Source organism: Bhargavaea cecembensis, assembly GCF_000826125.2.
Classification (GTDB): Bacteria; Bacillota; Bacilli; order Bacillales_A; family Planococcaceae; genus Bhargavaea; species Bhargavaea cecembensis_B.
In genome coordinates, this window is record NZ_LN651371.1 from 69227 (window position 1) to 90638 (window position 21412).

The 21412-nt window shown below is 57.9% G+C and carries 19 protein-coding genes, 1 tRNA gene, 1 other RNA gene and 3 pseudogenes; 4 read left to right on the forward strand and 20 right to left on the reverse strand.

The window, feature by feature from the left end; genetic code table 11:
• Positions 1-9 precede the first annotated feature (9 nt).
• The gene (gene hutH / locus BN1189_RS00795; protein ID WP_040224671.1) at positions 10-1512 is read right to left on the reverse strand and encodes a histidine ammonia-lyase; all 1503 of its coding nucleotides are present in this window, start codon (positions 1510-1512) and stop codon (positions 10-12) included.
• A gap of 169 nt (positions 1513-1681) precedes the next feature.
• Here hutH and BN1189_RS00800 point away from each other — a divergent pair, with 169 nt between their 5' ends.
• Both BN1189_RS00800 and BN1189_RS00805 read left to right on the forward strand, forming a co-directional pair.
• The gene (locus BN1189_RS00800; protein WP_052455550.1) at positions 1682-1978 is read left to right on the forward strand and encodes a YrhK family protein; all 297 of its coding nucleotides are present in this window, start codon (positions 1682-1684) and stop codon (positions 1976-1978) included.
• A 91-nt stretch (positions 1979-2069) separates the two neighbouring features.
• Positions 2070-3581, forward strand: a complete 1512-nt coding sequence (locus BN1189_RS00805) for a glycine betaine uptake BCCT transporter (RefSeq protein ID WP_040224673.1) — start codon at positions 2070-2072, stop codon at positions 3579-3581.
• On the opposite strand, the gene BN1189_RS15760 is transcribed toward BN1189_RS00805, so the two are convergent.
• Complete coding sequence (locus BN1189_RS15760) at positions 3528-3884, reverse strand: hypothetical protein (protein WP_143242222.1); 357 nt, start codon at positions 3882-3884, stop codon at positions 3528-3530. The genes BN1189_RS00805 and BN1189_RS15760 overlap by 54 nt on opposite strands.
• Positions 3885-3951: 67 nt before the next feature.
• Here BN1189_RS15760 and BN1189_RS15910 point away from each other — a divergent pair, with 67 nt between their 5' ends.
• Positions 3952-4311, forward strand: a complete 360-nt coding sequence (locus BN1189_RS15910; RefSeq protein WP_179860871.1) for a transporter — start codon at positions 3952-3954, stop codon at positions 4309-4311.
• Between the two features lie 436 nt (positions 4312-4747).
• On the opposite strand, the gene ssrA is transcribed toward BN1189_RS15910, so the two are convergent.
• The 18 genes and pseudogenes from ssrA to BN1189_RS00900 all read right to left on the reverse strand — a co-directional run bounded on the left by ssrA (position 4748) and on the right by BN1189_RS00900 (position 20568).
• Positions 4748-5104: a transfer-messenger RNA gene (gene ssrA, locus BN1189_RS00815) on the reverse strand.
• Positions 5105-5206: 102 nt separating this feature from the next.
• Positions 5207-5674, reverse strand: coding sequence for an SsrA-binding protein SmpB (gene smpB / locus BN1189_RS00820; RefSeq protein WP_040224675.1), 468 nt, complete (start codon positions 5672-5674; stop codon positions 5207-5209).
• Positions 5675-5745: 71 nt separating this feature from the next.
• Positions 5746-6945 (reverse strand): annotated as a pseudogene (locus BN1189_RS00825) (ribonuclease R family protein); the annotation flags it as partial.
• Positions 6903-9116 (reverse strand): annotated as a pseudogene (gene rnr, locus BN1189_RS00830) (ribonuclease R); the annotation flags it as partial. The pseudogenes BN1189_RS00825 and rnr, both read right to left, overlap by 43 nt.
• A 28-nt stretch (positions 9117-9144) precedes the next feature.
• Positions 9145-9891 (reverse strand): alpha/beta hydrolase, encoded by a 747-nt coding sequence (locus tag BN1189_RS00835; RefSeq protein ID WP_040224866.1) that lies wholly within the window; start codon positions 9889-9891, stop codon positions 9145-9147.
• A gap of 152 nt (positions 9892-10043) precedes the next feature.
• Positions 10044-10271, reverse strand: a complete 228-nt coding sequence (secG, locus tag BN1189_RS00840; protein WP_040224680.1) for a preprotein translocase subunit SecG — start codon at positions 10269-10271, stop codon at positions 10044-10046.
• Positions 10272-10386: 115 nt separating this feature from the next.
• Entirely contained in the window at positions 10387-11682 is a 1296-nt protein-coding gene (gene eno / locus BN1189_RS00845) for a phosphopyruvate hydratase (RefSeq protein ID WP_040224682.1), read from the reverse strand.
• 44 nt (positions 11683-11726) lie between these two features.
• Positions 11727-13259 (reverse strand): 2,3-bisphosphoglycerate-independent phosphoglycerate mutase, encoded by a 1533-nt coding sequence (gpmI, locus tag BN1189_RS00850; protein ID WP_040224684.1) that lies wholly within the window; start codon positions 13257-13259, stop codon positions 11727-11729.
• Positions 13252-14013, reverse strand: coding sequence for a triose-phosphate isomerase (gene tpiA / locus BN1189_RS00855; protein ID WP_040224867.1), 762 nt, complete (start codon positions 14011-14013; stop codon positions 13252-13254). The genes gpmI and tpiA overlap by 8 nt, the downstream gene beginning before the upstream one ends.
• Before the next feature lie 14 nt (positions 14014-14027).
• Positions 14028-15212, reverse strand: coding sequence for a phosphoglycerate kinase (locus BN1189_RS00860; RefSeq protein WP_040224685.1), 1185 nt, complete (start codon positions 15210-15212; stop codon positions 14028-14030).
• A gap of 157 nt (positions 15213-15369) precedes the next feature.
• On the reverse strand, positions 15370-16377 hold the full coding sequence (gene gap / locus BN1189_RS00865) for a type I glyceraldehyde-3-phosphate dehydrogenase (RefSeq protein WP_040224686.1): 1008 nt from the start codon (positions 16375-16377) through the stop codon (positions 15370-15372).
• Between the two features lie 58 nt (positions 16378-16435).
• Positions 16436-17464, reverse strand: a complete 1029-nt coding sequence (locus tag BN1189_RS00870) for a sugar-binding transcriptional regulator (RefSeq protein ID WP_040224688.1) — start codon at positions 17462-17464, stop codon at positions 16436-16438.
• A 136-nt stretch (positions 17465-17600) separates the two neighbouring features.
• Complete coding sequence (locus BN1189_RS00875) at positions 17601-17831, reverse strand: glutaredoxin family protein (RefSeq protein WP_040224690.1); 231 nt, start codon at positions 17829-17831, stop codon at positions 17601-17603.
• A 39-nt stretch (positions 17832-17870) separates the two neighbouring features.
• On the reverse strand, positions 17871-18716 hold the full coding sequence (locus tag BN1189_RS00880) for a TPM domain-containing protein (protein ID WP_052455551.1): 846 nt from the start codon (positions 18714-18716) through the stop codon (positions 17871-17873).
• Positions 18716-19027 (reverse strand): annotated as a pseudogene (locus tag BN1189_RS00885) (LemA family protein); the annotation flags it as partial. The gene BN1189_RS00880 and the pseudogene BN1189_RS00885, both read right to left, overlap by 1 nt.
• Complete coding sequence (locus BN1189_RS00890) at positions 19005-19688, reverse strand: TPM domain-containing protein (protein ID WP_069201929.1); 684 nt, start codon at positions 19686-19688, stop codon at positions 19005-19007. The pseudogene BN1189_RS00885 and the gene BN1189_RS00890, both read right to left, overlap by 23 nt.
• A complete protein-coding gene (locus BN1189_RS00895) occupies positions 19688-20266 on the reverse strand; it encodes a LemA family protein (protein WP_040224695.1) in 579 nt (192 codons plus the stop codon). The genes BN1189_RS00890 and BN1189_RS00895 overlap by 1 nt, the downstream gene beginning before the upstream one ends.
• Positions 20267-20496: 230 nt before the next feature.
• Positions 20497-20568: transfer RNA gene (locus BN1189_RS00900), tRNA-Arg, on the reverse strand.
• Positions 20569-20767: 199 nt separating this feature from the next.
• Here BN1189_RS00900 and clpP point away from each other — a divergent pair.
• Positions 20768-21376 (forward strand): ATP-dependent Clp endopeptidase proteolytic subunit ClpP, encoded by a 609-nt coding sequence (gene clpP / locus BN1189_RS00905; protein WP_040224697.1) that lies wholly within the window; start codon positions 20768-20770, stop codon positions 21374-21376.
• Positions 21377-21412: the final 36 nt, after the last annotated feature.

The window sequence follows — 21412 nt, forward strand, 5'->3', positions numbered from 1 at the left end:
TACCCCATATCAGCTCCTGAACGGGAGACCTGCTTCTTCCAGGAGCCAATGTTCGATTTTTCCGATATCCGTGCTGAAGATCCGGTCCTCGAGAAGCGGCGGCGTGATGCCGGCAAGCTCATCGAACTTCGCACGAAGTCTCGGGGCCATCCGTTCCTCGCCGCGGACCGCACATGCGTGTCGGGCGCAGAAAGCTTCGACGGCCAGCACCCGCCGGACATTCGTGATGATGTCCCGGGCATGCCGCGCGGCCGTCGTGCCCATGGATACATGATCTTCCTGATTCGCCGAAGAAGGAATCGAATCGACGGACGCGGGATGGGCCAATGTCTTGTTTTCGGAGACGAGGCTGGCTGCCGCATACTGGAGGATCATCGCCCCCGACTGGAGGCCGGGTTCCGGGCTCAGGAACGGGGGCAGCCCTTCGTTCAGTTGCGGATTGACGAGCCGCTCGATTCTCCGTTCGGAAATGTTGGCAAGCTCCGCCATGCCGATTTTCAGGAAGTCCATCGCAAATGCGATCGGCTGTCCGTGGAAATTGCCTCCGGATACGATTGTCCGCCCGTCTTCAAAGATGAGCGGATTGTCGGTCGCCGCATTCATTTCGATCTCCAGTTTTTCCTTCACATATCCGAGCACCTGCCAAGACGCCCCGTGAACTTGCGGGATGCACCGGATGGAATACGCATCCTGGACGCGCTCTTCTCCCTGGCGTGTCGTCAGGCGGCTTCCTTCCAGCCAGCCGAGCATGCGGGCGGCGACATCCGACTGCTCCCGGTAGCCTCGTGCTTCGTGGATGGCCGGGTGGAATGCGTCCGTGATGGCCCGGAGCCCTTCCATCGTCATCCCGGCGATCCACTCCGACTGCACGGCGAGCGCTTCGGCTTCCATATAATTGAGCGCGCCGAGCGTGCACATCGCCTGGGTGCCGTTGATGAGGGCCAGCCCTTCCTTCGCCTCGAGCTCGATCGGCCTGACGCCGAGGCGCTGCCATTCGGCCGATGCCGGCACCGCCTCCCCGTCCTTCCAGACCGTCCCTTCCCCGATCAGCACGAGCGCCAGGTGGGCCAGCGGTGCGAGGTCTCCGGAGGCGCCGAGCGACCCCTGGCTCGGAATGACGGCGTCCAGCTTCAGGTTCACCATATCCGCCAGACGGTCAAGGACAACCTGCCGGACTCCCGAGTACCCTTTCAGAAGCGCATTGAGCCGGAGAACCGCCATTGCCCGCGACACGGGGCGCGGGAACGGATCGCCGAGCCCGCACGCGTGCGAGCGGATCAGATGGCGCTGGAGAGCCTTCGTGTCCTCACGGTCGATCTTGACGTCGCTGAACTTCCCGAAACCGGTATTGATGCCGTAGACCGTCCGGGACTCCTCCACCACTTTTTCGACGGCCGCCCGGCTCTTCGCCGCCCGCCCGGCCGCTTCCGGGCAGATGCTCACTCTTTCCTCCCCGAAGACGATCCGTTTCAGCCCTTCGATGGTCAGATTGCTGCCGTTAAGACTAATCATCGATTTCCCCCCTCATTTCCTCCATCTTACCTGACGAAAACAGCGCTTTCATTGAAATGGAGAAAGTTGCCGCCTCGCTAATAGGGCACCGCTTCATCATGTTAAAGGCCGGCCGTTTATCCGGAGCCGAAGACGGGAATTGATGAAAGGCACGGAGAGGGGGCAGTTGATGAATAACCGGCACCGAAAGAAGAAGTACGAAGAAATCGATCTTCCGGCCGGCAAGTATGCGATATTTTTCAATAAAAATTACAAGTTTATTTCAATCGCGAATGATTTGATTCTCGGCCTGGAGTTCACAATAGGAAGTATCCTGTTCTTTTTCGAATCCACCATGACAGCCGGGACTTGGCTATTTTTAATCGGAAGCGTGCAGCTGCTCAGCCGCCCGGTCCTCAAGATTCTCCACGCGTTTTCATTCGGCAAGACAACCGGCGGAAATGAGCAGGAAAGGCGGTCCAAATAGGGCCGCCTCTTGACAATGTGCAACTTTTTACGTTAAGGTCAGACACTGTGCAGGAATTGAGCGGAAAATTGAATATTACAGGAGGGATTCTTTGAAGAAAATATCAAGTGTCTTTTGGATTGCCGTTGCCCTCATCATCCTGTCCGTCGGATATGGAACGATTGCACCGGTCAGTTTTGAACAGGTCACCAGCCGGATGACGGCGTTCATCACTTCATCTTTCGGGTGGTACTACCTGCTCATCGTCACGGGAATCGTTTTGTTCTGCCTGGTTCTGATCATCAGTCCGATGGGCAGGATCCGGCTTGGAAAGTCGGATGAACGTCCCGAGTACTCCACGATCAGCTGGTTCGCCATGCTGTTCTCCGCAGGAATGGGAATCGGACTCGTCTTCTGGGGGGCTGCCGAACCGCTCTCCCACTTTGCGATCGACACTGCGACGGAAGAGCCGGGTACCCGCGAGGCCTTCCTCGAAGCGATGCGTTTTACATTCTTCCACTGGGGAATCCATGCGTGGGCCATCTACGGGGTCGTGGCGCTGGCGCTCGCCTATTTCCAGTTCCGAAAAGGCTATCCGGGGCTGATCTCGTCAACGCTCCGCCCGATATTCGGAAAAGAACGGATGGATGGGCCGCTCGGTACGGTCATTGACGTTCTTGCCGTCTTCGCCACCGTATTCGGTGTTGCGACAACACTCGGATTCGGGGCAATCCAGATCAACGGAGGCCTTTCTTATCTGTTCGGCATTCCGATCAGCCTCCCCGTACAGACGACCATCATCGCCATCGTCACGGTCCTCTTTATGATTTCCGCCTGGTCGGGCCTCAACAAGGGGATCAAATATCTGTCCAATGCCAATATGGTTCTCGCAGTGATCTTGCTCATCCTCGTTCTCGCCGTAGGTCCGACACTGCTGATCATGAACATGTTCACGGATTCAATCGGATCTTATATCCAGAACCTGCCGAGAATGAGCTTCCGCTCCGCCCCGCTCAACTCGGATCAGCGGAAGTGGATCAACGGATGGACGATCTTCTACTGGGCTTGGTGGATCTCCTGGTCGCCGTTCGTCGGCATTTTCATCGCCCGGGTATCCCGCGGCCGGACCGTCCGGGAATTCCTCGTCGGCGTGCTCGTACTCCCGGCGCTCCTCAGCTTCTTCTGGTTCTCCGTCTTCGGTGCGACTGCGATCGACGTCCAGCGGAGCGGAGCAACGGACCTCACCGGCCTGCTGACCGAAGAAACCTTGTTTGCGGTATTCCATAATCTCCCGCTTACCTGGGTCACCTCAATTGTGGCGCTGATCCTGATTGCCACCTTCTTCATCACTTCAGCAGACTCAGCGACATTCGTACTCGGCATGCAGACGACCTACGGGTCACTCACGCCGCCGGCCGCTGTCAAGCTGACATGGGGTGTGCTGCAGGCGATCATTTCCGTCATCTTGCTTTATGCGAACGGACTGACCGCCCTTCAGAACTCGCTCATCATCGCCGCCCTGCCCTTCTCATTCATCATCTTGCTGATGATGATCTCGCTGTACAAAGCGTTAAGCGAGGAACAGAGGCAGATGTTCGCCTCTGTCTATAAAAAGCAAAGATAACGGGCAAAAAGGGACTATCCGAAAATTCAGCTCCATCACAGAAATAGAAAAGCAGAGACTCTGGTCGCTTCCGCGAGCCGGAATCTCTGCTTTTTGCGTTCCCCTGCGGTGCTGGAAAATCCATGGCATCTTCGCGCAATCGTGTCCAGAATGTCGTGTAAAGGTCGTCAGTCGCTTGCGGATTCTGAACTCTTCCACTTCAAGGGCGAACTCTTCCACTTCGAAGCCCAACTCTTCCACTTCACAGCCGAACTCTTCCACTTCGAGGCCCAACTCTTCCATCTCAGGGGAAAACCCGTTCATCTCCGCCCGGCCCTTGTTCTGTTCGGTTGCATAGGATACTGAGGAATTGGGGAGGAGTGCTAAAAAGATGGTAAACAGAATGCCCGGCAACATGCCGTGGGAATCGCCGGATGACTGGTACAGGCAGGACCGCATGCCATGGGAATCTCCCGACGACTGGGATTGGGACCGGAACCGCCGGAGACCCGGCGGCGGGCCACACAGCCCGGGAGGTTCGATAGGACCAAGAGCAGTCGACCCGGGAGCGCTCAGAGGATGCCTGTACCGGGTGACGGACGTCCGGCTGGAAGGCGGCAGAAGGTTCTGGTTCTACCCGACCTACATCGGCCGCGAATCCGCCGCCGGCTACAGATGGAGAGCACGCCGGGGCAGATGGGAATACTTCGGCATCGACCTCGACAGAATCCGCTCCTTCAGCTGCAGGTAAACACAAAAGCGGAGCGGGCCGCCTAGACCCGACAGGCATAAGACGGTCTGCGGCGCGAGGCCCGCCTCGCAGAGCAGAACGGCTTATGACCCCGAGGGTCTGGCCCGCGCAGCTAGACGACACAAAAGCGGAGGGCGGCTGGTCTGGGGCGACAGGCATAAGGCAGGATGCAGAGCGAAGCCTGCTTCGCGGCGCATCATGCTTATGACCCCGAGCCCCAGCCGCCCGCAGCTAGACGACAAAAGCGGAGCGGGCCGTAATAAGTGAAGTCAGCCTAAGAACACCGCTTAGGGCGGTAAAGGCTGACTGACCCGCTTTCAGCGGGCCTCCGACAGGCATGGACCGGACCATGCTGCCTGCTAACAATACACGGACAAAGCCCCCGTACCGGTCCGGTACGGGGGCTTGCTATGTGATGAGCCACCATTAATATGTATGGTGGAGACGGCGGGATTTGAACCCGCGTCCAGAGACTCCAATACCCTGGCTTCTACGCGTGTAGCTGATCTACTGGATTCGCGCGGCATTCTGCCGATCAGCAGGCGTCCTGCGCGCTATCCTGATGTTCTCTTACGCCCGCCTCAGGCGGCGGACAGGCGTCGTATCCCACTGATTAGTGAGTCCTGCGATGCCACATGGGCGATGGAACCGGAGGACCGTTTCGGCAGCTTACGCTGCGAAAGCGAGGTTGTTGTTAGTTTTGCCAGTTGTTATACGATGTCGTTGATGCGGAGCCGACCCTCCGACGCGCCACCAGGGCTCAGACCATCCCTGTCGAATCCAAAACGTCCCCATATGGGAAGAGTGGAACCCGGCCAAGGCCGGGCGGTACTGCCAGACTGGCAATCTGTATACACAGTATAAGACAAAACAGGAGAAAACTCAAGAGGGGCGCTCAGTACTGCTGCTTCGCCTTGAACGCCCGTTCCATTTCCCGCTTGGCTTCTTTCTTCTTGAGATCTTCCCGCTTGTCGTACTTTTTCTTCCCTTTGGCGATGCCGATCAGGACTTTTGCATAGCCGTTTTTCACATACATCTTCAGCGGGATGATGGCAGATCCCTGTTCCTTCGTCTTGCCGATGAGTTCATTGATCTGTTTTTTATGAAGCAGCAGCTTTCTTGACCGGAGCGGATCGTGATTGAACCGGTTGCCCTGTTCATATGGACTGATATGCATATTGGAGATCCACGCCTCGTTGTTGCGGATCCGCACAAATGCATCCCGCAGCTGGACTTTGCCGTTTCGCACCGACTTGATCTCGGTGCCCTGCAGGACAATCCCCGCCTCGATCGTCTCTTCAATGAAGTAATCATGACCCGCTTTTTTGTTCTGGGCAAGCACGCGGCTTTCTTGTTTGGCCATCTTCTTTCCCCCCTTAACAGCAACGGGACGGCACAGATGCCGTCCGTCACGTCAGTTATTTGAACCTTATGTCACTTCTGCCGTTTGCCGCGGGGCGTATTGCTGCTGCCGCCGCGGGGACCCTGGCCGCCTTTCCCGCGGTTGCCGCCGCCTTGTCTTCCCTGAGGCCGGCCGGAGGAACCCGAACCGCCGCGACCGCCTTTTCCGCCGCCCCGGTTGTTGCTTCCGCCGCTGCGTCCGCGCCCGCCTTCTTCTTTGCCCGGACGTCCGCCGCGCGTATCGCCCTTCGTCCGGATGACTTTCGGCGACTCTTTGCGGGTGCGCTTGAACGTTTCCTGCATGCCGACGATCTCGAAGTCGATTGCGGACTCTTCCGGCTTCACGGACACGACACGGACCGTCAGCTGGTCGCCGATCCGAAATTGCTTGGCCGTATGTTCCCCGATCATGACCATCTGGCGGTCATCGAACCAGTAATAGTCGTCCGTCATATAGCTGACGTGGACAAGGCCCTCGATCGTGTTTTCAAGCTCCACAAACAGACCGAAGTTCGTGACGGAAGAAATGATCCCTTCGAACTCTTCTCCGATCTTGTCGACCATGAACTGGGCCTTCTTCAAGGCTTCGGTATCCCGCTCCGCGTCGACGGCCCGGCGTTCCATTTCGGACGAGTGCTGGGCGATTTCCGGAATTTCCCCGTCCCATTTCGCCTTGGTCGCCGGAGAAGTATCCCCTTCGACCAGGTAGGTCCGGATCAGCCGGTGGACGATCAAATCCGGATACCGCCGGATCGGCGAAGTGAAGTGGGTGTAGAAATCCGTCGACAGCCCGAAGTGGCCGAGGCTGTCTTCTGAGTATCTCGCCTGCTGCATCGACCGGAGGAGCATCGTCGAGACGACCGGCTCTTCCGGCTGACCTTCGATGGTATCGATGATCTCCTGGAGCGCCCGCGGATGGACTTTGTTCGCCGTGCCCCGCACGAGCAAACCGAAATTCGTGATGAATTCGAAGAAGCGCTCCAGCTTTTCCGCCTTCGGATCTTCGTGGACACGGTAGATGAACGGAACACGCAGCCAGTGGAAGTGCTCTGCCACCGTTTCGTTCGCCACGAGCATGAACTCTTCGATGAGCTTCTCGGCGACCGTGCGCTCGCGCACGACCACGTCGACCGGCCATCCTTCTTCATTGACGATGATCTTCGATTCTTTGAAATCAAAGTCGATGGCGCCCCTGTCCATCCTGCGCTGACGGAGTATGGCCGCCAGCTCTGCCANGACTCTTTGCGGGTGCGCTTGAACGTTTCCTGCATGCCGACGATCTCGAAGTCGATTGCGGACTCTTCCGGCTTCACGGACACGACACGGACCGTCAGCTGGTCGCCGATCCGAAATTGCTTGGCCGTATGTTCCCCGATCATGACCATCTGGCGGTCATCGAACCAGTAATAGTCGTCCGTCATATAGCTGACGTGGACAAGGCCCTCGATCGTGTTTTCAAGCTCCACAAACAGACCGAAGTTCGTGACGGAAGAAATGATCCCTTCGAACTCTTCTCCGATCTTGTCGACCATGAACTGGGCCTTCTTCAAGGCTTCGGTATCCCGCTCCGCGTCGACGGCCCGGCGTTCCATTTCGGACGAGTGCTGGGCGATTTCCGGAATTTCCCCGTCCCATTTCGCCTTGGTCGCCGGAGAAGTATCCCCTTCGACCAGGTAGGTCCGGATCAGCCGGTGGACGATCAAATCCGGATACCGCCGGATCGGCGAAGTGAAGTGGGTGTAGAAATCCGTCGACAGCCCGAAGTGGCCGAGGCTGTCTTCTGAGTATCTCGCCTGCTGCATCGACCGGAGGAGCATCGTCGAGACGACCGGCTCTTCCGGCTGACCTTCGATGGTATCGATGATCTCCTGGAGCGCCCGCGGATGGACTTTGTTCGCCGTGCCCCGCACGAGCAAACCGAAATTCGTGATGAATTCGAAGAAGCGCTCCAGCTTTTCCGCCTTCGGATCTTCGTGGACACGGTAGATGAACGGAACACGCAGCCAGTGGAAGTGCTCTGCCACCGTTTCGTTCGCCACGAGCATGAACTCTTCGATGAGCTTCTCGGCGACCGTGCGCTCGCGCACGACCACGTCGACCGGCCATCCTTCTTCATTGACGATGATCTTCGATTCTTTGAAATCAAAGTCGATGGCGCCCCTGTCCATCCTGCGCTGACGGAGTATGGCCGCCAGCTCTGCCATGTTTTCGAACATCGGGACGAGCGGTTCGTACTGCTGACGGAGCTCCTCGTCTTTTTCTTCGATGATTTTATAGACATCCGTGTATGTCATGCGTGCCGTCGTGTTGATGACACTCTGGAAGATCTCGTGGGACGTCACCTTGCCGTTGCCGTCGATGATCATTTCACAGCTGAGCGTCAGGCGGTCGACGTTCGGGTTCAACGAACAGATCCCGTTTGACAGACGGTGCGGAATCATCGGGATGACCCGGTCGGTCAGATAAACGCTCGTCCCGCGCTCGTAGGCTTCCTGGTCGAGTGGGGAGTTTTCCGTGACGTAATAGCTGACGTCCGCGATATGGACACCGAGCTTGTACGTGCCGTCCGCATTCTTTGTGACGGTGACGGCATCATCGAGGTCTTTTGCATCGGCCCCGTCGATCGTCACGATCGTCTGCTCGCGAAGGTCACGGCGCTTGAACAAATCCCGCTCGCTGATCTCGTCGGGAACCCGATTCGCCTGCTGGATGACTTCTTCAGGGAATTCCATTTCAATGCCGTACTTGTAGATGATCGACAGGATGTCGACGCCCGGGTCGTTTTTGTGCCCAAGCACCTGGACGATGATCCCTTCCGCGGATTTCCGGTCGCTCGGCCACTCGGTCACTTCAACGACGACCTTATGACCGTCGACCGCTCCCAGCGAGTTTCCGCCGGATACGAAAATATCCATCGGCAATTTCTTGTCGTCGGCGATGACAAACCCGAACCCCTTGTGGGCCTGATAAGTGCCGACAATCTTCGTGTTCTTCCGTTCGGCGATCCGGATGACGGAGCCTTCCTGGCGGTCGCCGCCGGATTCCTTCAGAAGCCGGATGAGGACCGTATCCCCGTTCATCGCCGTGTTCGTTTCGTTCGGCGGGATGAAGACGTCATCCATCCCTTCCTCTTCAGGAACGACAAACCCGAACCCTTTTGCATGGCCGATAAAACGGCCGCGGATGATGTCCATCCGCTCCGGCGTCCCGTACCGGTCCGAGCGCGAACGGATCACGTCGCCTTTTTCCTCGAGGACGACAAGCACCTTCACCAGGTCCTTGAAATCTCCCGCACCGGTCAGCTCCAGCGCTTCCTGGATCTCTTGGACCGTCATCGGTTTGTACGACTCTTCTTTCATGAACGAGAGCAGCCGCTCCCTTAACTCCATCAATTGATCTTCCACTTGATCCCCTCCATCCGTTGGCCTTCGATCAGTTGTTCCAATCGAGCGATTCCAGAAACTCCAGTATATCCTGATGCAATTGTTCTTTTTCAGGTCCGAGTGTAATGACGTGGCCGGACTCGGCATATTTATTCAGCTTTTTCTGCGGGGACTGTACTTCATGATAGATGACATCTGCGGAAGCCGGGTCGATCACCTCGTCCTTCTCGCCCTGCACGACGAGAATCGGCGCATAGACCTCGTCCACATGCTCCCGGACGTCCAGGACGAATTCGCGGAGATCGGGCAGCGAGGCCATGCCGGCCTCCCGGATCCGGGCCACTTCCTCCCCGATTTCTTCCGGCTCTTTGCCTTCATACCGCTTGTATTCCTCGGCATATTGAAGCACGCCCTGGAACATGATGTCCGTCGTCTGCATCGACATCGGGGCGCACATCGGGATAAGCCCTTTTACAGGATAGCTATACCCTAATTTAAGCGTGAACACACCGCCCAGCGAAAGTCCGATGACGGCAACCTCCTCATAACCTTCCTCTTTCAGCCGGTTATATGCGGAAACCGCATCATTCCACCAGTCGGCGGGCCCGGTCTGAATCAACTGTTCCGGGTCCGTGCCGTGTCCGGAATAGTGGGGCGCATAGCAGGTGTAATCATGCTTTTCCAGGAACCGGCCGAGCATCCGGACGTCCGCCGAATTCCCCCGGAACCCGTGGAGCAGCAGGACCGCCCGCGGTCCGTGCTTGAAAAAGAACGGTTTCGGAGGAGCCACTTTCACTTTTTTCAAACCCATCATCTCCTATGTAACAGCTTCCCCACTTGAGCGTGGAGCCAAACGGGAACGGTTCAGGAAATGGCCGGCCGGAACAGGCCTCCGGTCCCGATTCAAAAAACGCCCGGCCACTCAGGCGGCCAGGCGATCCGATGTATTCAGATCTTTGTCACGGCGATGGCCAGGACAAAGAAGAGGATTGACAGAACGATCGTCACACGCTGGAAGACCAGGTCGAGTCCGCGTGCTTTCTGCTTGCCGAAAAGTTGTTCGGCTCCGCCGGAGATGGCTCCTGAAAGGCCCGCGCTTTTCCCGGATTGCAGGAGGACGACCACGATCAGCGCGACCGACACGATCAGCAGCAGCGTCATGAGTAAAGTATGCAATTTTTTCCACCTCCTGAAACGGATGTTTCCTACTATTTATATAGTTTAGCAAAGCAAAGCCGGGGCGACAACACCCCCGGCCAACTTTATTATTCCGGAGCCATCCCGGCCGGAATCATTTTTTCAGGTTGTAGAAAGCGCTGAGACCCGGATACTGGGCCGTATCGCCGAGCTGGTCCTCGATGCGGAGAAGCTGGTTGTACTTGGCGACCCGGTCTGTGCGCGACGGCGCCCCCGTCTTGATCTGGCCGGCATTGACGGCGACGGCGATGTCGGCGATCGTGACATCTTCCGATTCGCCGGAGCGGTGGGAGATGACGGCCGTGTAGCCGGCACGCTTCGCCATTTCGATCGCATCGAACGTCTCGGTGAGCGTCCCGATCTGGTTCACTTTCACGAGGATCGAGTTGCCGACGCCTTCGGAGATGCCCCGCTCAAGCTTCTTCGTGTTCGTGACGAACAGGTCGTCGCCGACGAGCTGGACTTTGCTGCCGAGCCGCTCAGTGAGAAGCCGGTGGCCCTCCCAGTCGTTTTCATCCAGTCCGTCTTCGATTGAGATGATCGGATACTTGCCGCAGAGTTCTTCGTACCAGGAGACCATCTCTTCGGACGTGCGGGAGACGCCTTCGCCGGACAGATTGTATTTGCCGGATTCCTTGTCGTAGAACTCGGAAGACGCAACGTCCATCGCCAGCACGAGATCTTCGCCCGGTTTGTAGCCGGCCTTTTCGATCGCTTCCATGATTGTCGAAAGCGCTTCTTCGTTCGAACCGAGGTTCGGGGCGAATCCGCCTTCATCGCCGACGGCAGTCGCGAGGCCTTTTTCCTTCAGGACCGATTTCAGCGAGTGGAACACTTCCGCGCCCATCCGGAGTGCCTGGCGGAAAGTCTCCGCGCCGACCGGCATGACCATGAACTCCTGGATGTCGACGTTGTTGTCCGCGTGCTCGCCCCCGTTGAGGATGTTCATCATCGGGACCGGGAGCTGCTTGGCGTTGACGCCGCCGAGGTACTGGTAGAGCGGCATGTCGAGATAGTCCGCGCCCGCGTGCGCCACGGCCATCGATACGCCGAGGACGGCATTGGCGCCGAGCTTGCCTTTGTTGTCCGTACCGTCAAGTTCGATGAGCGCCTTGTCGATCGACACTTGGTCGAGGACCGAATAATTATCGACGAGCTCGTCTGCGATCAGTTCATTCACGTGATCGACGGCCTTCAGGACGCCTTTCCCGTTGTAGCGGGAAGAATCCCCGTCACGGAGTTCCACCGCTTCATATTCGCCTGTGGAGGCGCCGGAAGGCACGATGGCGTGTCCGTACGCACCGCTTTCCGTGAAGACTTCCACTTCGACTGTCGGGTTGCCGCGGGAATCGAGCACTTCGCGGGCCTGGATATGGGTGATGATCGGCATGACAACACACTCCCTGTTTTTAATGGCTAAAACTGTTTTCTAATTTAAAATAACGGCTTGCCCGTCATGTCGGGCGGCTGGGCCACGCCGAGCAGCTTGAGCAAGGTCGGCGCAAGATCGGCAAGAATGCCGTCTTCTCTCATTGTCACGCCTTCCTCGGTCACGATCACCGGCACGGGGTTTACCGTATGGGCGGTCATCGGCTTGCCTTCTGGCGTGAGGACTTCGTCGGCATTGCCGTGGTCGGCCGTGATGATGGCCGCTCCGCCCTTGGCCAGGAGCGCCTCCACGATCCGGCCGAGACATTCGTCGACCGCTTCGACAGCCTGGATCGTCGGTTCGAGACGGCCGCTGTGTCCGACCATATCCGGGTTGGCGAGGTTCAGGATGATGGCATCCGTCCCGTCATGCTCGATGACTTCGACGAGGGCATCCGCCACTTCGTACGCGCTCATTTCCGGCTTCAGGTCGTACGTCGCCACTTTCGGCGAATCAATGAGGATCCGGTCTTCGCCCTCGAATACCCCTTCCCTGCCGCCGCTCATGAAGAACGTGACGTGCGGATACTTCTCGGTTTCGGCGATTCTAAGCTGGCGGAGGCCGGAAGCGGAGATCACTTCCCCGACCGTATTGACCAGATTCACATTCGGGAAAACAACTTCCGCGAGTCCGTCGAATTCATCGCTGTACTGGGTGAACGTGACGTAAGTCAGATCGAGCGGCCGGCGGTAGGTCGTGCCGAAACCGCTGAAATGATCGGAAACGAATGCCGACGTCAGCTGGATCGCCCGGTCCGGACGGAAGTTGAAGAAGATGACCGAGTCCCCGTCCTCTACGGATGCGGCCGGTTCACCGTCTTCCGCTACGACGAACGGGATGACGAACTCGTCCGTCTCGCCCCGCCCGTACGCTTCCTTGACACCTTCCGACGCAGAGGCGGCCTTCGCCCCGGTGCCGTCGGTGATGGCGTCATACGCGAGCTTCACCCGGTCCCATCTGCGGTCCCGGTCCATCGCGTAGTAGCGGCCGCTCACCGACGCGATCCGCCCGGTCCCGGCATCCGCCATATGCTGCTCGAGCTCCTCGATATAGCCGAGTGCCGTTTTCGGACCGACATCGCGGCCGTCGAGGAAAGCATGGACGTTGACGTCCTTCAGGCCATGGCGGGCAGCCAGGTCGATAAGAGCGAACAGATGCGAGATGTGGCTGTGGACGCCGCCATCCGAGAGCAGCCCCATGATATGAAGGGACTTCCCTTCTTTTTTCGCGTTCTCCACCGCGTCGAGCAGCGCCGGCTTTTCAAAGAAGTCGCCTTCGCGGATCGACTTGTTGATGCGCGTCAGGCTCTGATAGACGATCCGGCCGGCGCCGATGTTCAAATGGCCGACCTCGGAGTTGCCCATCTGGCCTTCCGGCAGGCCGACCGCCTCGCCGCTCGCCCGCAGCGTGGCATTTGGGTAATGGGCAAAATACCGGTCGAAATTCGGCTTCCTCGCCTGTGCCACTGCGTTGCCGTACGTTTCATCCCTCAGTCCGAAGCCGTCCAGAATGATAAGAGCTGCGGGGCGCTTATTCATGGACAGCCGCCTCCGCAAGCCTGAGGAACGATTCCGGATCAAGGCTCGCCCCCCCGACAAGCGCGCCGTCGATGTCCGGCTGGGCAAGAAGTTCCGCAATGTTGTCCGGCTTCACGCTGCCGCCGTACTGGATCCGGATCCGTCCTGCCGCTTCGGTTCCGTAGAGCTCTTCCAGGGTCTTCCGGATGGACCGGCAGACTTCGCCGGCTTCCTCGGAAGTCGCCGTTTTGCCCGTTCCGATCGCCCAGATCGGTTCGTACGCCACTACCGTCCGCTCCGCCTCTTTTGCCGGGATGCCGGAATAGGCGGCCTTCACCTGGCCGGATACTTTCGCTTCCGTCCGGCTGTCCTCGCGTTCTTCCAGCGTCTCGCCGACACAGACGATCGGGGTCAGCCCGTGTCCGAGCGCCGACTTGATCTTCCGGTTGACGGATTCGTCGGTTTCATTGAAGTATTCCCGCCGTTCGGAATGCCCGATGATGACGTAGCCGACACCGAGATCCTTCAGCTGGGTCGGGCTCACTTCTCCGGTGAACGCGCCCGATTCTTCCTCATGCATGTTTTGTGCGCCGACCGAAGGCGCCTTGCCTTCGGAAAGCTGAACGAGCCTGAAGAGGAACGGGAACGGCGCGCAGATGACCGTTTCAACTTGGGCAGGATCCGGAATCCGGCCCTGCACGTCCGCGTAGAACAACTCTGCTTCGCCCAGAGTTTTATGCATTTTCCAGTTGCCTGCAATGATCGGTTTTCGCACTGTGAATCCCTCCATTACTTGTCGTCGAGCGCCGAGACTCCCGGAAGTTCCTTCCCTTCCATGAACTCCAAGGAAGCTCCGCCGCCGGTCGAAATGTGGTTCATCCGCTCCGCAAGGCCGAATTTCTCGACCGCAGCGGCCGAATCTCCGCCGCCGATGATCGTGTAGCCGTCCGTCTCAGCCGCGGCTTCCGCAACCCGGCGCGTGCCTCCGGCAAATGCGTCCATTTCAAACACGCCCATCGGACCGTTCCAGAGAATCGTCTTCGATTTTTTTATGACGTCTGCGTACTCCTCTGCGGTTTCCGGCCCGATATCGAGGCCCATCCAACCGCCCGGGATCGAATCGATCGGCACGACTTTCGTCTCGGCATCCGCCTTGAACTCCGGCGCCACGACGGCATCTTTCGGGAGATGCAGCCGGACGCCTTTCTTTTCCGCTTTCTCGATGAAGGACTTCGCCAGTTCGACTTTGTCTTCTTCCACAAGCGAGTTGCCGACGTCATGGCCTTGCGCCTTCGAGAATGTGTACGACAGGCCGCCGCCGAGCAGCAGGTCATCCACTTTCTCGAGCAGGTAATCAATGACGCCGATCTTGTCCTTCACTTTTGCGCCGCCGATGATGGCGGTGAACGGGCGTTCCGGATCGGCGAGAGCCTTGCCGAGGACGTCCAGCTCTTTTTCCATGAGCAGGCCGGAAACAGCCGGAAGGTGATCCGCGATCCCCGCCGTCGAGGCATGCGCACGGTGCGCGGCGCCGAACGCGTCATTCACGTAGAGGTCGGCAAGCCCGGCGAATTCCTTCGCCAGCTCTGGATCGTTTTTCTCTTCGCCTTCATGGAACCGGACGTTCTCAAGAAGGATGACTTCCCCGTCTTTCATCGAGGCGACCGTTTCCTCCACTTCCGTTCCGATGGATTCCGTGAGCGTTTTCACTTCATGGCCGAGCAGTTCGGACAGCCGTTCGCCGACGGCCGTCATCCGCATCTCCTCGTTCACTTTGCCTTTCGGACGTCCGAGGTGGCTGGCCAGGATGACCTTCGCCCCGTCTCCCGACAGCTTTTCGATCGTCGGCAAAGCCGCCCGGATGCGTGTGTCGTCGGTAATCGTTCCGTCTTCCTGCGGGACGTTGAAGTCCACCCGGCAGAACACCCGCTTGCCGAGGACGTCAACGTCTCTGATGGATTTTTTCCGGATCATGAAAACCCTCCTGTGTGTGGGCCGGAGTGAACGGCAGCCGGAGCCGGATGGAGCTGTCCCGCGGTCCGCCGCACTTCTGCCCGTAAACTAATAAAAGGAACGGGACGGCCCGTTCCTTGTCCCATTCCATTATAGTGGTTTCCGGATGGGAAGGCTATCAGATTCCTGCCCGGTACATATGAAGGAGAAGATCGATGCAGCGCGCGGAGTAGCCGCTCTCGTTGTCATACCAGCTGATCACCTTCACCAGGTTGTCCCCGATCGACATCGTCGACAGGGCATCGACCGTGGAAGAGGCCGTGCTTCCGTTGTAGTCCCTGGAGACGAGCGGAAGGTCGGAGACGAAGAGAAGATCCTTCAGATCCCCTTCCGCCGCTTCCTTCAGCGCGGCATTCACCTGCTCGGCGGTCGCCGGTTTTTCAAGCTCGGCGGTCAGGTCGACGAGCGAGACGTTCGGCGTCGGCACGCGCACGGCCATCCCGTCGAGCTTGCCTTTCAATGCCGGGAGCACTTTCGTGACGGCCGTGGCGGCACCGGTCGTCGTCGGAATCATCGACTGGGCGGCAGCGCGTGCACGGCGGTAGTCATCATGCGGCAGATCGAGGATCCGCTGGTCATTCGTGTAGGAATGGACTGTCGTCATGAGGCCTTTGCGGATGCCGAACTGTTCCTGGAGGACTTTGGCGATCGGCGCAAGGCAGTTCGTCGTGCACGATGCGTTCGATACGACGTCATCCGTTTTTGGATCGTAGTCATTTTCGTTGATGCCCATGACGAGCGTTTTGATGTCGCCTTTGCCCGGCGCGGACAGAAGGACTTTCTTCGCGCCCGCCTCAAGGTGCTTCCCGGCTTTTTCCTTCGTGCGGAACACTCCGGTGGATTCCAAGACCGCGTCGATTCCGAGGTCTCCCCACGGGAGGTCGGCCGGATCTTTTTCGGCGAACACACGGATCTTCTTCCCGTCGACGATGATGTTCTCTTCGTCGTGGGAGACGTCCGGACCAAATGTTCCGTGGACAGAGTCATACTTCAGCAGATGGGCGAGCATCGCCGCGTCCGACAAGTCGTTTACGGCCACGACGTCGATGTCCGGATTATCCCATGCCTGACGGAAGACAACCCGTCCAATGCGTCCAAAACCGTTGATTGCCACTTTCATTGCCATCATTTATTCCTCCCGGATTTTCGTTTTATGCGTTTCATGATTCCCAATTTGCTTATCATTACTGCCGAAGACGAAGCATTTCTTTCGCGGCTTCCTCGTCGGTGACGAGGACGGTTGCCGGCGGTGCCTGCTTCATGTAGGCAAGAATTGCGGATGCTTTTTCCCGCCCTCCCGTCACCGCGACGGGCAGCGGCACGCGTGCGAGCTGTTCCCGCCGGATTCCGATGGTGCGGATACTGCCGACTTCCCTGCCGGCCGCGTCCAGGTAGAACCCGAACGCTTCCGCAACGGCCCCGTTCTCCCGCAGAGAACGGATTTCCGCCTCGGGGGCGCCCCGTCTTTCGGCGATGTCCAGCGCATTGCCGATGCCATGGATCACGCAGCCGGCCCGGTCGTACAGTTCGATTGCGTCCCGGACGTACGGTTCTTCAAGCATTGTTCTGTACGAAGCCTCTCCGAGCGATTCAGGAAGATGGAACGGCGTCCACATTCCGTCCGAGCCGGCGGCGAGCACGGCCGCAATCATATTCGCCTGTGTCCTCGCTTCGCCTCCGGTCCCGCCGCGGGCCGCGATGAACCGGGTGTTCTTGCCTTGGAAGAGATCCGCGTAATCGGCTATCGCCGCAACCGTGCTGCCGCCGGTGACCGCGACGACCGCATCGGCCGGAAGCCGGTCTCCGAGAAGTTCGGCCGCTTCTCTCGCCATCCGGTCCTTGACCCGGCTGCCGTCGGTCAAGTCGCCTGAAGGCACGACCCTTACCTCTTGTATACCCAGGATTTCGGCCAGTTCAATCCCGAGATCGCCGAGCCCCGTCCATTCCTTCAGCATCGGCCTCAGGAGGAGAAGCACGTCCTCCCCGTCTTTCGTCACGAGCATGCCGGATGATTCAGCGCGGATCAGCCCCTGGTTGCGGAGCACATCACATTCCGCCCGGACTTCCCGTTCCGTCATGCCGAGCTGCCCGACGAGCGCCCTTCTTCCGACCGGACCCTCGCGCCGGATGCTGTTCAGAACCCGGTAACGGGATTCGAGCATGGCGGTGATTTCAGGCAGCAGCCGTTGCTGGGCCGCCGTCAATTCATCCATCGTCGCCTCTCCTCCTTGCTGACGGGACACTTTTTATCCCAGTTATTTTAATTATGTCCCACTCATTGCTATTGTATTCCACCTCGCCAGGAAAATCAAACATCAGCAGGCCATCCGGGAAAATGAAAAGGACGCGCTACATGAGCGCGTCCATCAAGTCTGCATAGCCGATATTCCCATAGAGAAGAACGTCTCCGTCCTTCTCGAGCACAGGAATCATCAGCATATACTTTTCATGGAGCCGGTCATCCGACTCAATGTCGATAATTTCGGCCTCCAGGGGAAGATCTTCCGAAACGAGCTTCAAATTCAGGAAGGCCTCATCGCAGAGCGGGCAATCCTCCCGGACATAGAGCTTTACGTTCATGACTTCAGTCCTTTCTGACAGGGCGGGTTGACGGCACGATCACCAGCCACGGCCGGCACCGCCGCCGCCTGCTGAGCCACCTCCTCCGCCGGTGAACCCGCCGCCTCCGCCTCCACCGAAACCGCCAAAGCCACCGCCGCCGAAACCGCCACCCCCTCCACCGAACGAACCCGGGAAGAAGATGACAGGACCGCGACGACGTCCGCGAGGACCACCGCCTCCTCCGCCACCTCCTCCTCCAAAGAAAATCTTAAAGAGGATGTAGAGGATGATGATGGTGACGAACGGACTGAACGGCCAGCCACCGCCGTCTTCTCCGCTTTCCGGGATCACTGGCTGATCAACTGTTCCATCCCAGTTATACTCTTCTGCGATTTCGTTGTAGACAACTTTATAGACCGAGAGGATGGCTTGATCTGGCTGCTCTTCAGCCGGTTTTTTATTTTTAATATACGGCAATCCGTATTCGTCAATAATCCGGCCCACTTTGCCGTCAGGAAGCACGCCTTCCAACCCGTATCCAACCGACAATTCGAACGCGCGGTCACCGTTGCTATTCCTCACAGTAGACATCAACATCAGGACGCCATTGTCCTCACCTTCCTGGCCCAGTTTATACTTCCTATGGGCCTGAAGCGCGTACATCTCCGGATCTTCAATCGCAAACGGGACGGTCAGAACGGACAATTGCGCTCCTGTTCCGCCTTGCAGGCGTCTGCTGAGCCTTTCGATTTCCGATTTTTGTTCCGGGCTCAGGATGCCGGCATGATCCTGAACGTAAATGCTGTTGCCGATAGGATCCGGAATCTCCGGCTCGGCCGCCGAGACGGCTGCCGGGATGAACAGCAGCAGGACGAGCAAGAGGGCCCTACATAACCGCTTCATCAGTCGCCGAACTCCCCGAAGTCGACTTTCGGCGCTTCCTCTGCACCTGCGGCCGCCTTGAAGTATTCTTTTTTATCAAATCCAAAGATGCCGGCGACAAGACTGCCCGGGAAGCGTCGGACGTTCCGGTTGTACTCCGATGCCGTTTCGTTATAGTCCATCCGGGCGACCGCGATCCGGTTTTCCGTCCCGGCAAGCTCATCCATCAGCTGGCGGAAGTTGGCGTCCGCCTTCAGCTCCGGATAGTTTTCCACGACGACGAGCAGCCGGCTGAGCGCGCCGCTCAGTTCATCGTTGGCCNCCGCCTCCTCCGCCACCTCCTCCTCCAAAGAAAATCTTAAAGAGGATGTAGAGGATGATGATGGTGACGAACGGACTGAACGGCCAGCCACCGCCGTCTTCTCCGCTTTCCGGGATCACTGGCTGATCAACTGTTCCATCCCAGTTATACTCTTCTGCGATTTCGTTGTAGACAACTTTATAGACCGAGAGGATGGCTTGATCTGGCTGCTCTTCAGCCGGTTTTTTATTTTTAATATACGGCAATCCGTATTCGTCAATAATCCGGCCCACTTTGCCGTCAGGAAGCACGCCTTCCAACCCGTATCCAACCGACAATTCGAACGCGCGGTCACCGTTGCTATTCCTCACAGTAGACATCAACATCAGGACGCCATTGTCCTCACCTTCCTGGCCCAGTTTATACTTCCTATGGGCCTGAAGCGCGTACATCTCCGGATCTTCAATCGCAAACGGGACGGTCAGAACGGACAATTGCGCTCCTGTTCCGCCTTGCAGGCGTCTGCTGAGCCTTTCGATTTCCGATTTTTGTTCCGGGCTCAGGATGCCGGCATGATCCTGAACGTAAATGCTGTTGCCGATAGGATCCGGAATCTCCGGCTCGGCCGCCGAGACGGCTGCCGGGATGAACAGCAGCAGGACGAGCAAGAGGGCCCTACATAACCGCTTCATCAGTCGCCGAACTCCCCGAAGTCGACTTTCGGCGCTTCCTCTGCACCTGCGGCCGCCTTGAAGTATTCTTTTTTATCAAATCCAAAGATGCCGGCGACAAGACTGCCCGGGAAGCGTCGGACGTTCCGGTTGTACTCCGATGCCGTTTCGTTATAGTCCATCCGGGCGACCGCGATCCGGTTTTCCGTCCCGGCAAGCTCATCCATCAGCTGGCGGAAGTTGGCGTCCGCCTTCAGCTCCGGATAGTTTTCCACGACGACGAGCAGCCGGCTGAGCGCGCCGCTCAGTTCATCGTTGGCCGTTGCCTGCTCCTCAGGCGTGTCGGCACCGGCGAGCCGAGAGCGGGCATCGGCGATGTCACCAAGCACCTTTTCCTCGTGCTTGGCGTAGCCCTTCACCGACTCGACCAAATTCGGAATCAGGTCCATTCGGCGCTGCAGCTGGTTTTCAATCTGGCTGTAAGACTGATCCACGTCTTCTTCCAGTCCGACAAACGTATTGTATTTCGGCACAAGCATGATGGCAAGAATCACCAGAATCCCGATGATGACCGCAATCGGTCCGAACATTCTCTTCATAGTACCCTTCCCCTCTCGTTCAGCATTCATTTTCAGCATACTCCCCAATACCCTGAATAAACTTCCCGTGAAACAACCGATGGCTTTTATACGGGCGAATGCAGGAAAAGTTCCCGCTTGAAGAGAAATGAAACAAAAGCCGGAACCTTTACCGATCAGCAGGAGGCCTCACCGCAAAAATAAAAAACCGCCACCGAGCGAAATGAATCGCTCAATGACGGTATGGTCAGCGCCCTCGGCAGGAATCGAACCCACATCTTAAGAACCGGAATCTTACGTGCTATCCGTTGCACCACGAGGGCATGTCTTATGTGGCCTTCCCGGACGACATTTTTTATTATACACACGTTCCCGGAAGAGCGCAACCCCATTTTCATATTTTCCTGCGAGCATCCCATTTGACCTTCATTGACCAAATTGTGTATGATAAACTCACAGCTGATGGGGTATAGTGTTCCAGTGCAGCGTTTATAGCCAATCCACCCTGAAGGAGGAAGAACAATGAATCTCATTCCTACAGTAATTGAACAGACGAACCGCGGAGAGCGTGCGTATGACATCTATTCGCGCCTTCTGAAAGACCGCATCATCATGCTTGGCTCGGGGATCGACGACAACGTCTCGAACTCGATCGTCGCCCAGCTCCTCTTCCTCGAAGCGGAAGATCCTGATAAGGATATCTCCATTTACATCAACAGCCCGGGCGGCAGCATCTCCGCCGGCATGGCCATCTTCGACACGATGCAGTTCATCAAGCCGGACGTGCAGACCATCTGCATCGGCATGGCCGCATCGATGGGCGCCTTCCTGCTTGCAGCCGGGACGAAGGGCAAGCGCTACGCCCTTCCGAACGCAGAAGTGATGATCCACCAGCCGCTCGGCGGCGCCCAGGGCCAGGCGACCGAAATCGAGATCGCCGCGAAACATATCCTCTTCATCCGTGAAAAGCTCAACCGGATCCTGGCGGAACGTACCGGCCAGCCGATCGAAGTCATCGCGAAAGACACGGACCGCGACAACTTCATGACCGCTGAGCGTGCGAAAGAATACGGCCTCATCGACCATATCATCGAGCGCAATGACATCACGAACAATAAAGAAGAAAAGTGATCATGGACAACGGAAAGACCCGGCCAGAGCGGCCGG

Coding starts and splice junctions, on each gene's coding strand:
- BN1189_RS15760 (WP_143242222.1), bottom strand. CDS start 3,884: ATGAACGGGTTTTCCCCTGAGATGGAAGAGTTGGGCCTCGAAGTGGAA.
- BN1189_RS00800 (WP_052455550.1), top strand. CDS start 1,682: ATGAATAACCGGCACCGAAAGAAGAAGTACGAAGAAATCGATCTTCCG.
- smpB (WP_040224675.1), bottom strand. CDS start 5,674: ATGGCCAAACAAGAAAGCCGCGTGCTTGCCCAGAACAAAAAAGCGGGT.
- BN1189_RS00895 (WP_040224695.1), bottom strand. CDS start 20,266: ATGAAGAGAATGTTCGGACCGATTGCGGTCATCATCGGGATTCTGGTG.
- gpmI (WP_040224684.1), bottom strand. CDS start 13,259: ATGAATAAGCGCCCCGCAGCTCTTATCATTCTGGACGGCTTCGGACTG.
- BN1189_RS00860 (WP_040224685.1), bottom strand. CDS start 15,212: ATGATCCGGAAAAAATCCATCAGAGACGTTGACGTCCTCGGCAAGCGG.
- clpP (WP_040224697.1), top strand. CDS start 20,768: ATGAATCTCATTCCTACAGTAATTGAACAGACGAACCGCGGAGAGCGT.
- BN1189_RS00880 (WP_052455551.1), bottom strand. CDS start 18,716: ATGAAGCGGTTATGTAGGGCCCTCTTGCTCGTCCTGCTGCTGTTCATC.
- BN1189_RS15910 (WP_179860871.1), top strand. CDS start 3,952: ATGGTAAACAGAATGCCCGGCAACATGCCGTGGGAATCGCCGGATGAC.
- gap (WP_040224686.1), bottom strand. CDS start 16,377: ATGGCAATGAAAGTGGCAATCAACGGTTTTGGACGCATTGGACGGGTT.
- eno (WP_040224682.1), bottom strand. CDS start 11,682: ATGCCGATCATCACCCATATCCAGGCCCGCGAAGTGCTCGATTCCCGC.
- BN1189_RS00870 (WP_040224688.1), bottom strand. CDS start 17,464: ATGGATGAATTGACGGCGGCCCAGCAACGGCTGCTGCCTGAAATCACC.
- BN1189_RS00875 (WP_040224690.1), bottom strand. CDS start 17,831: ATGAACGTAAAGCTCTATGTCCGGGAGGATTGCCCGCTCTGCGATGAG.
- hutH (WP_040224671.1), bottom strand. CDS start 1,512: ATGATTAGTCTTAACGGCAGCAATCTGACCATCGAAGGGCTGAAACGG.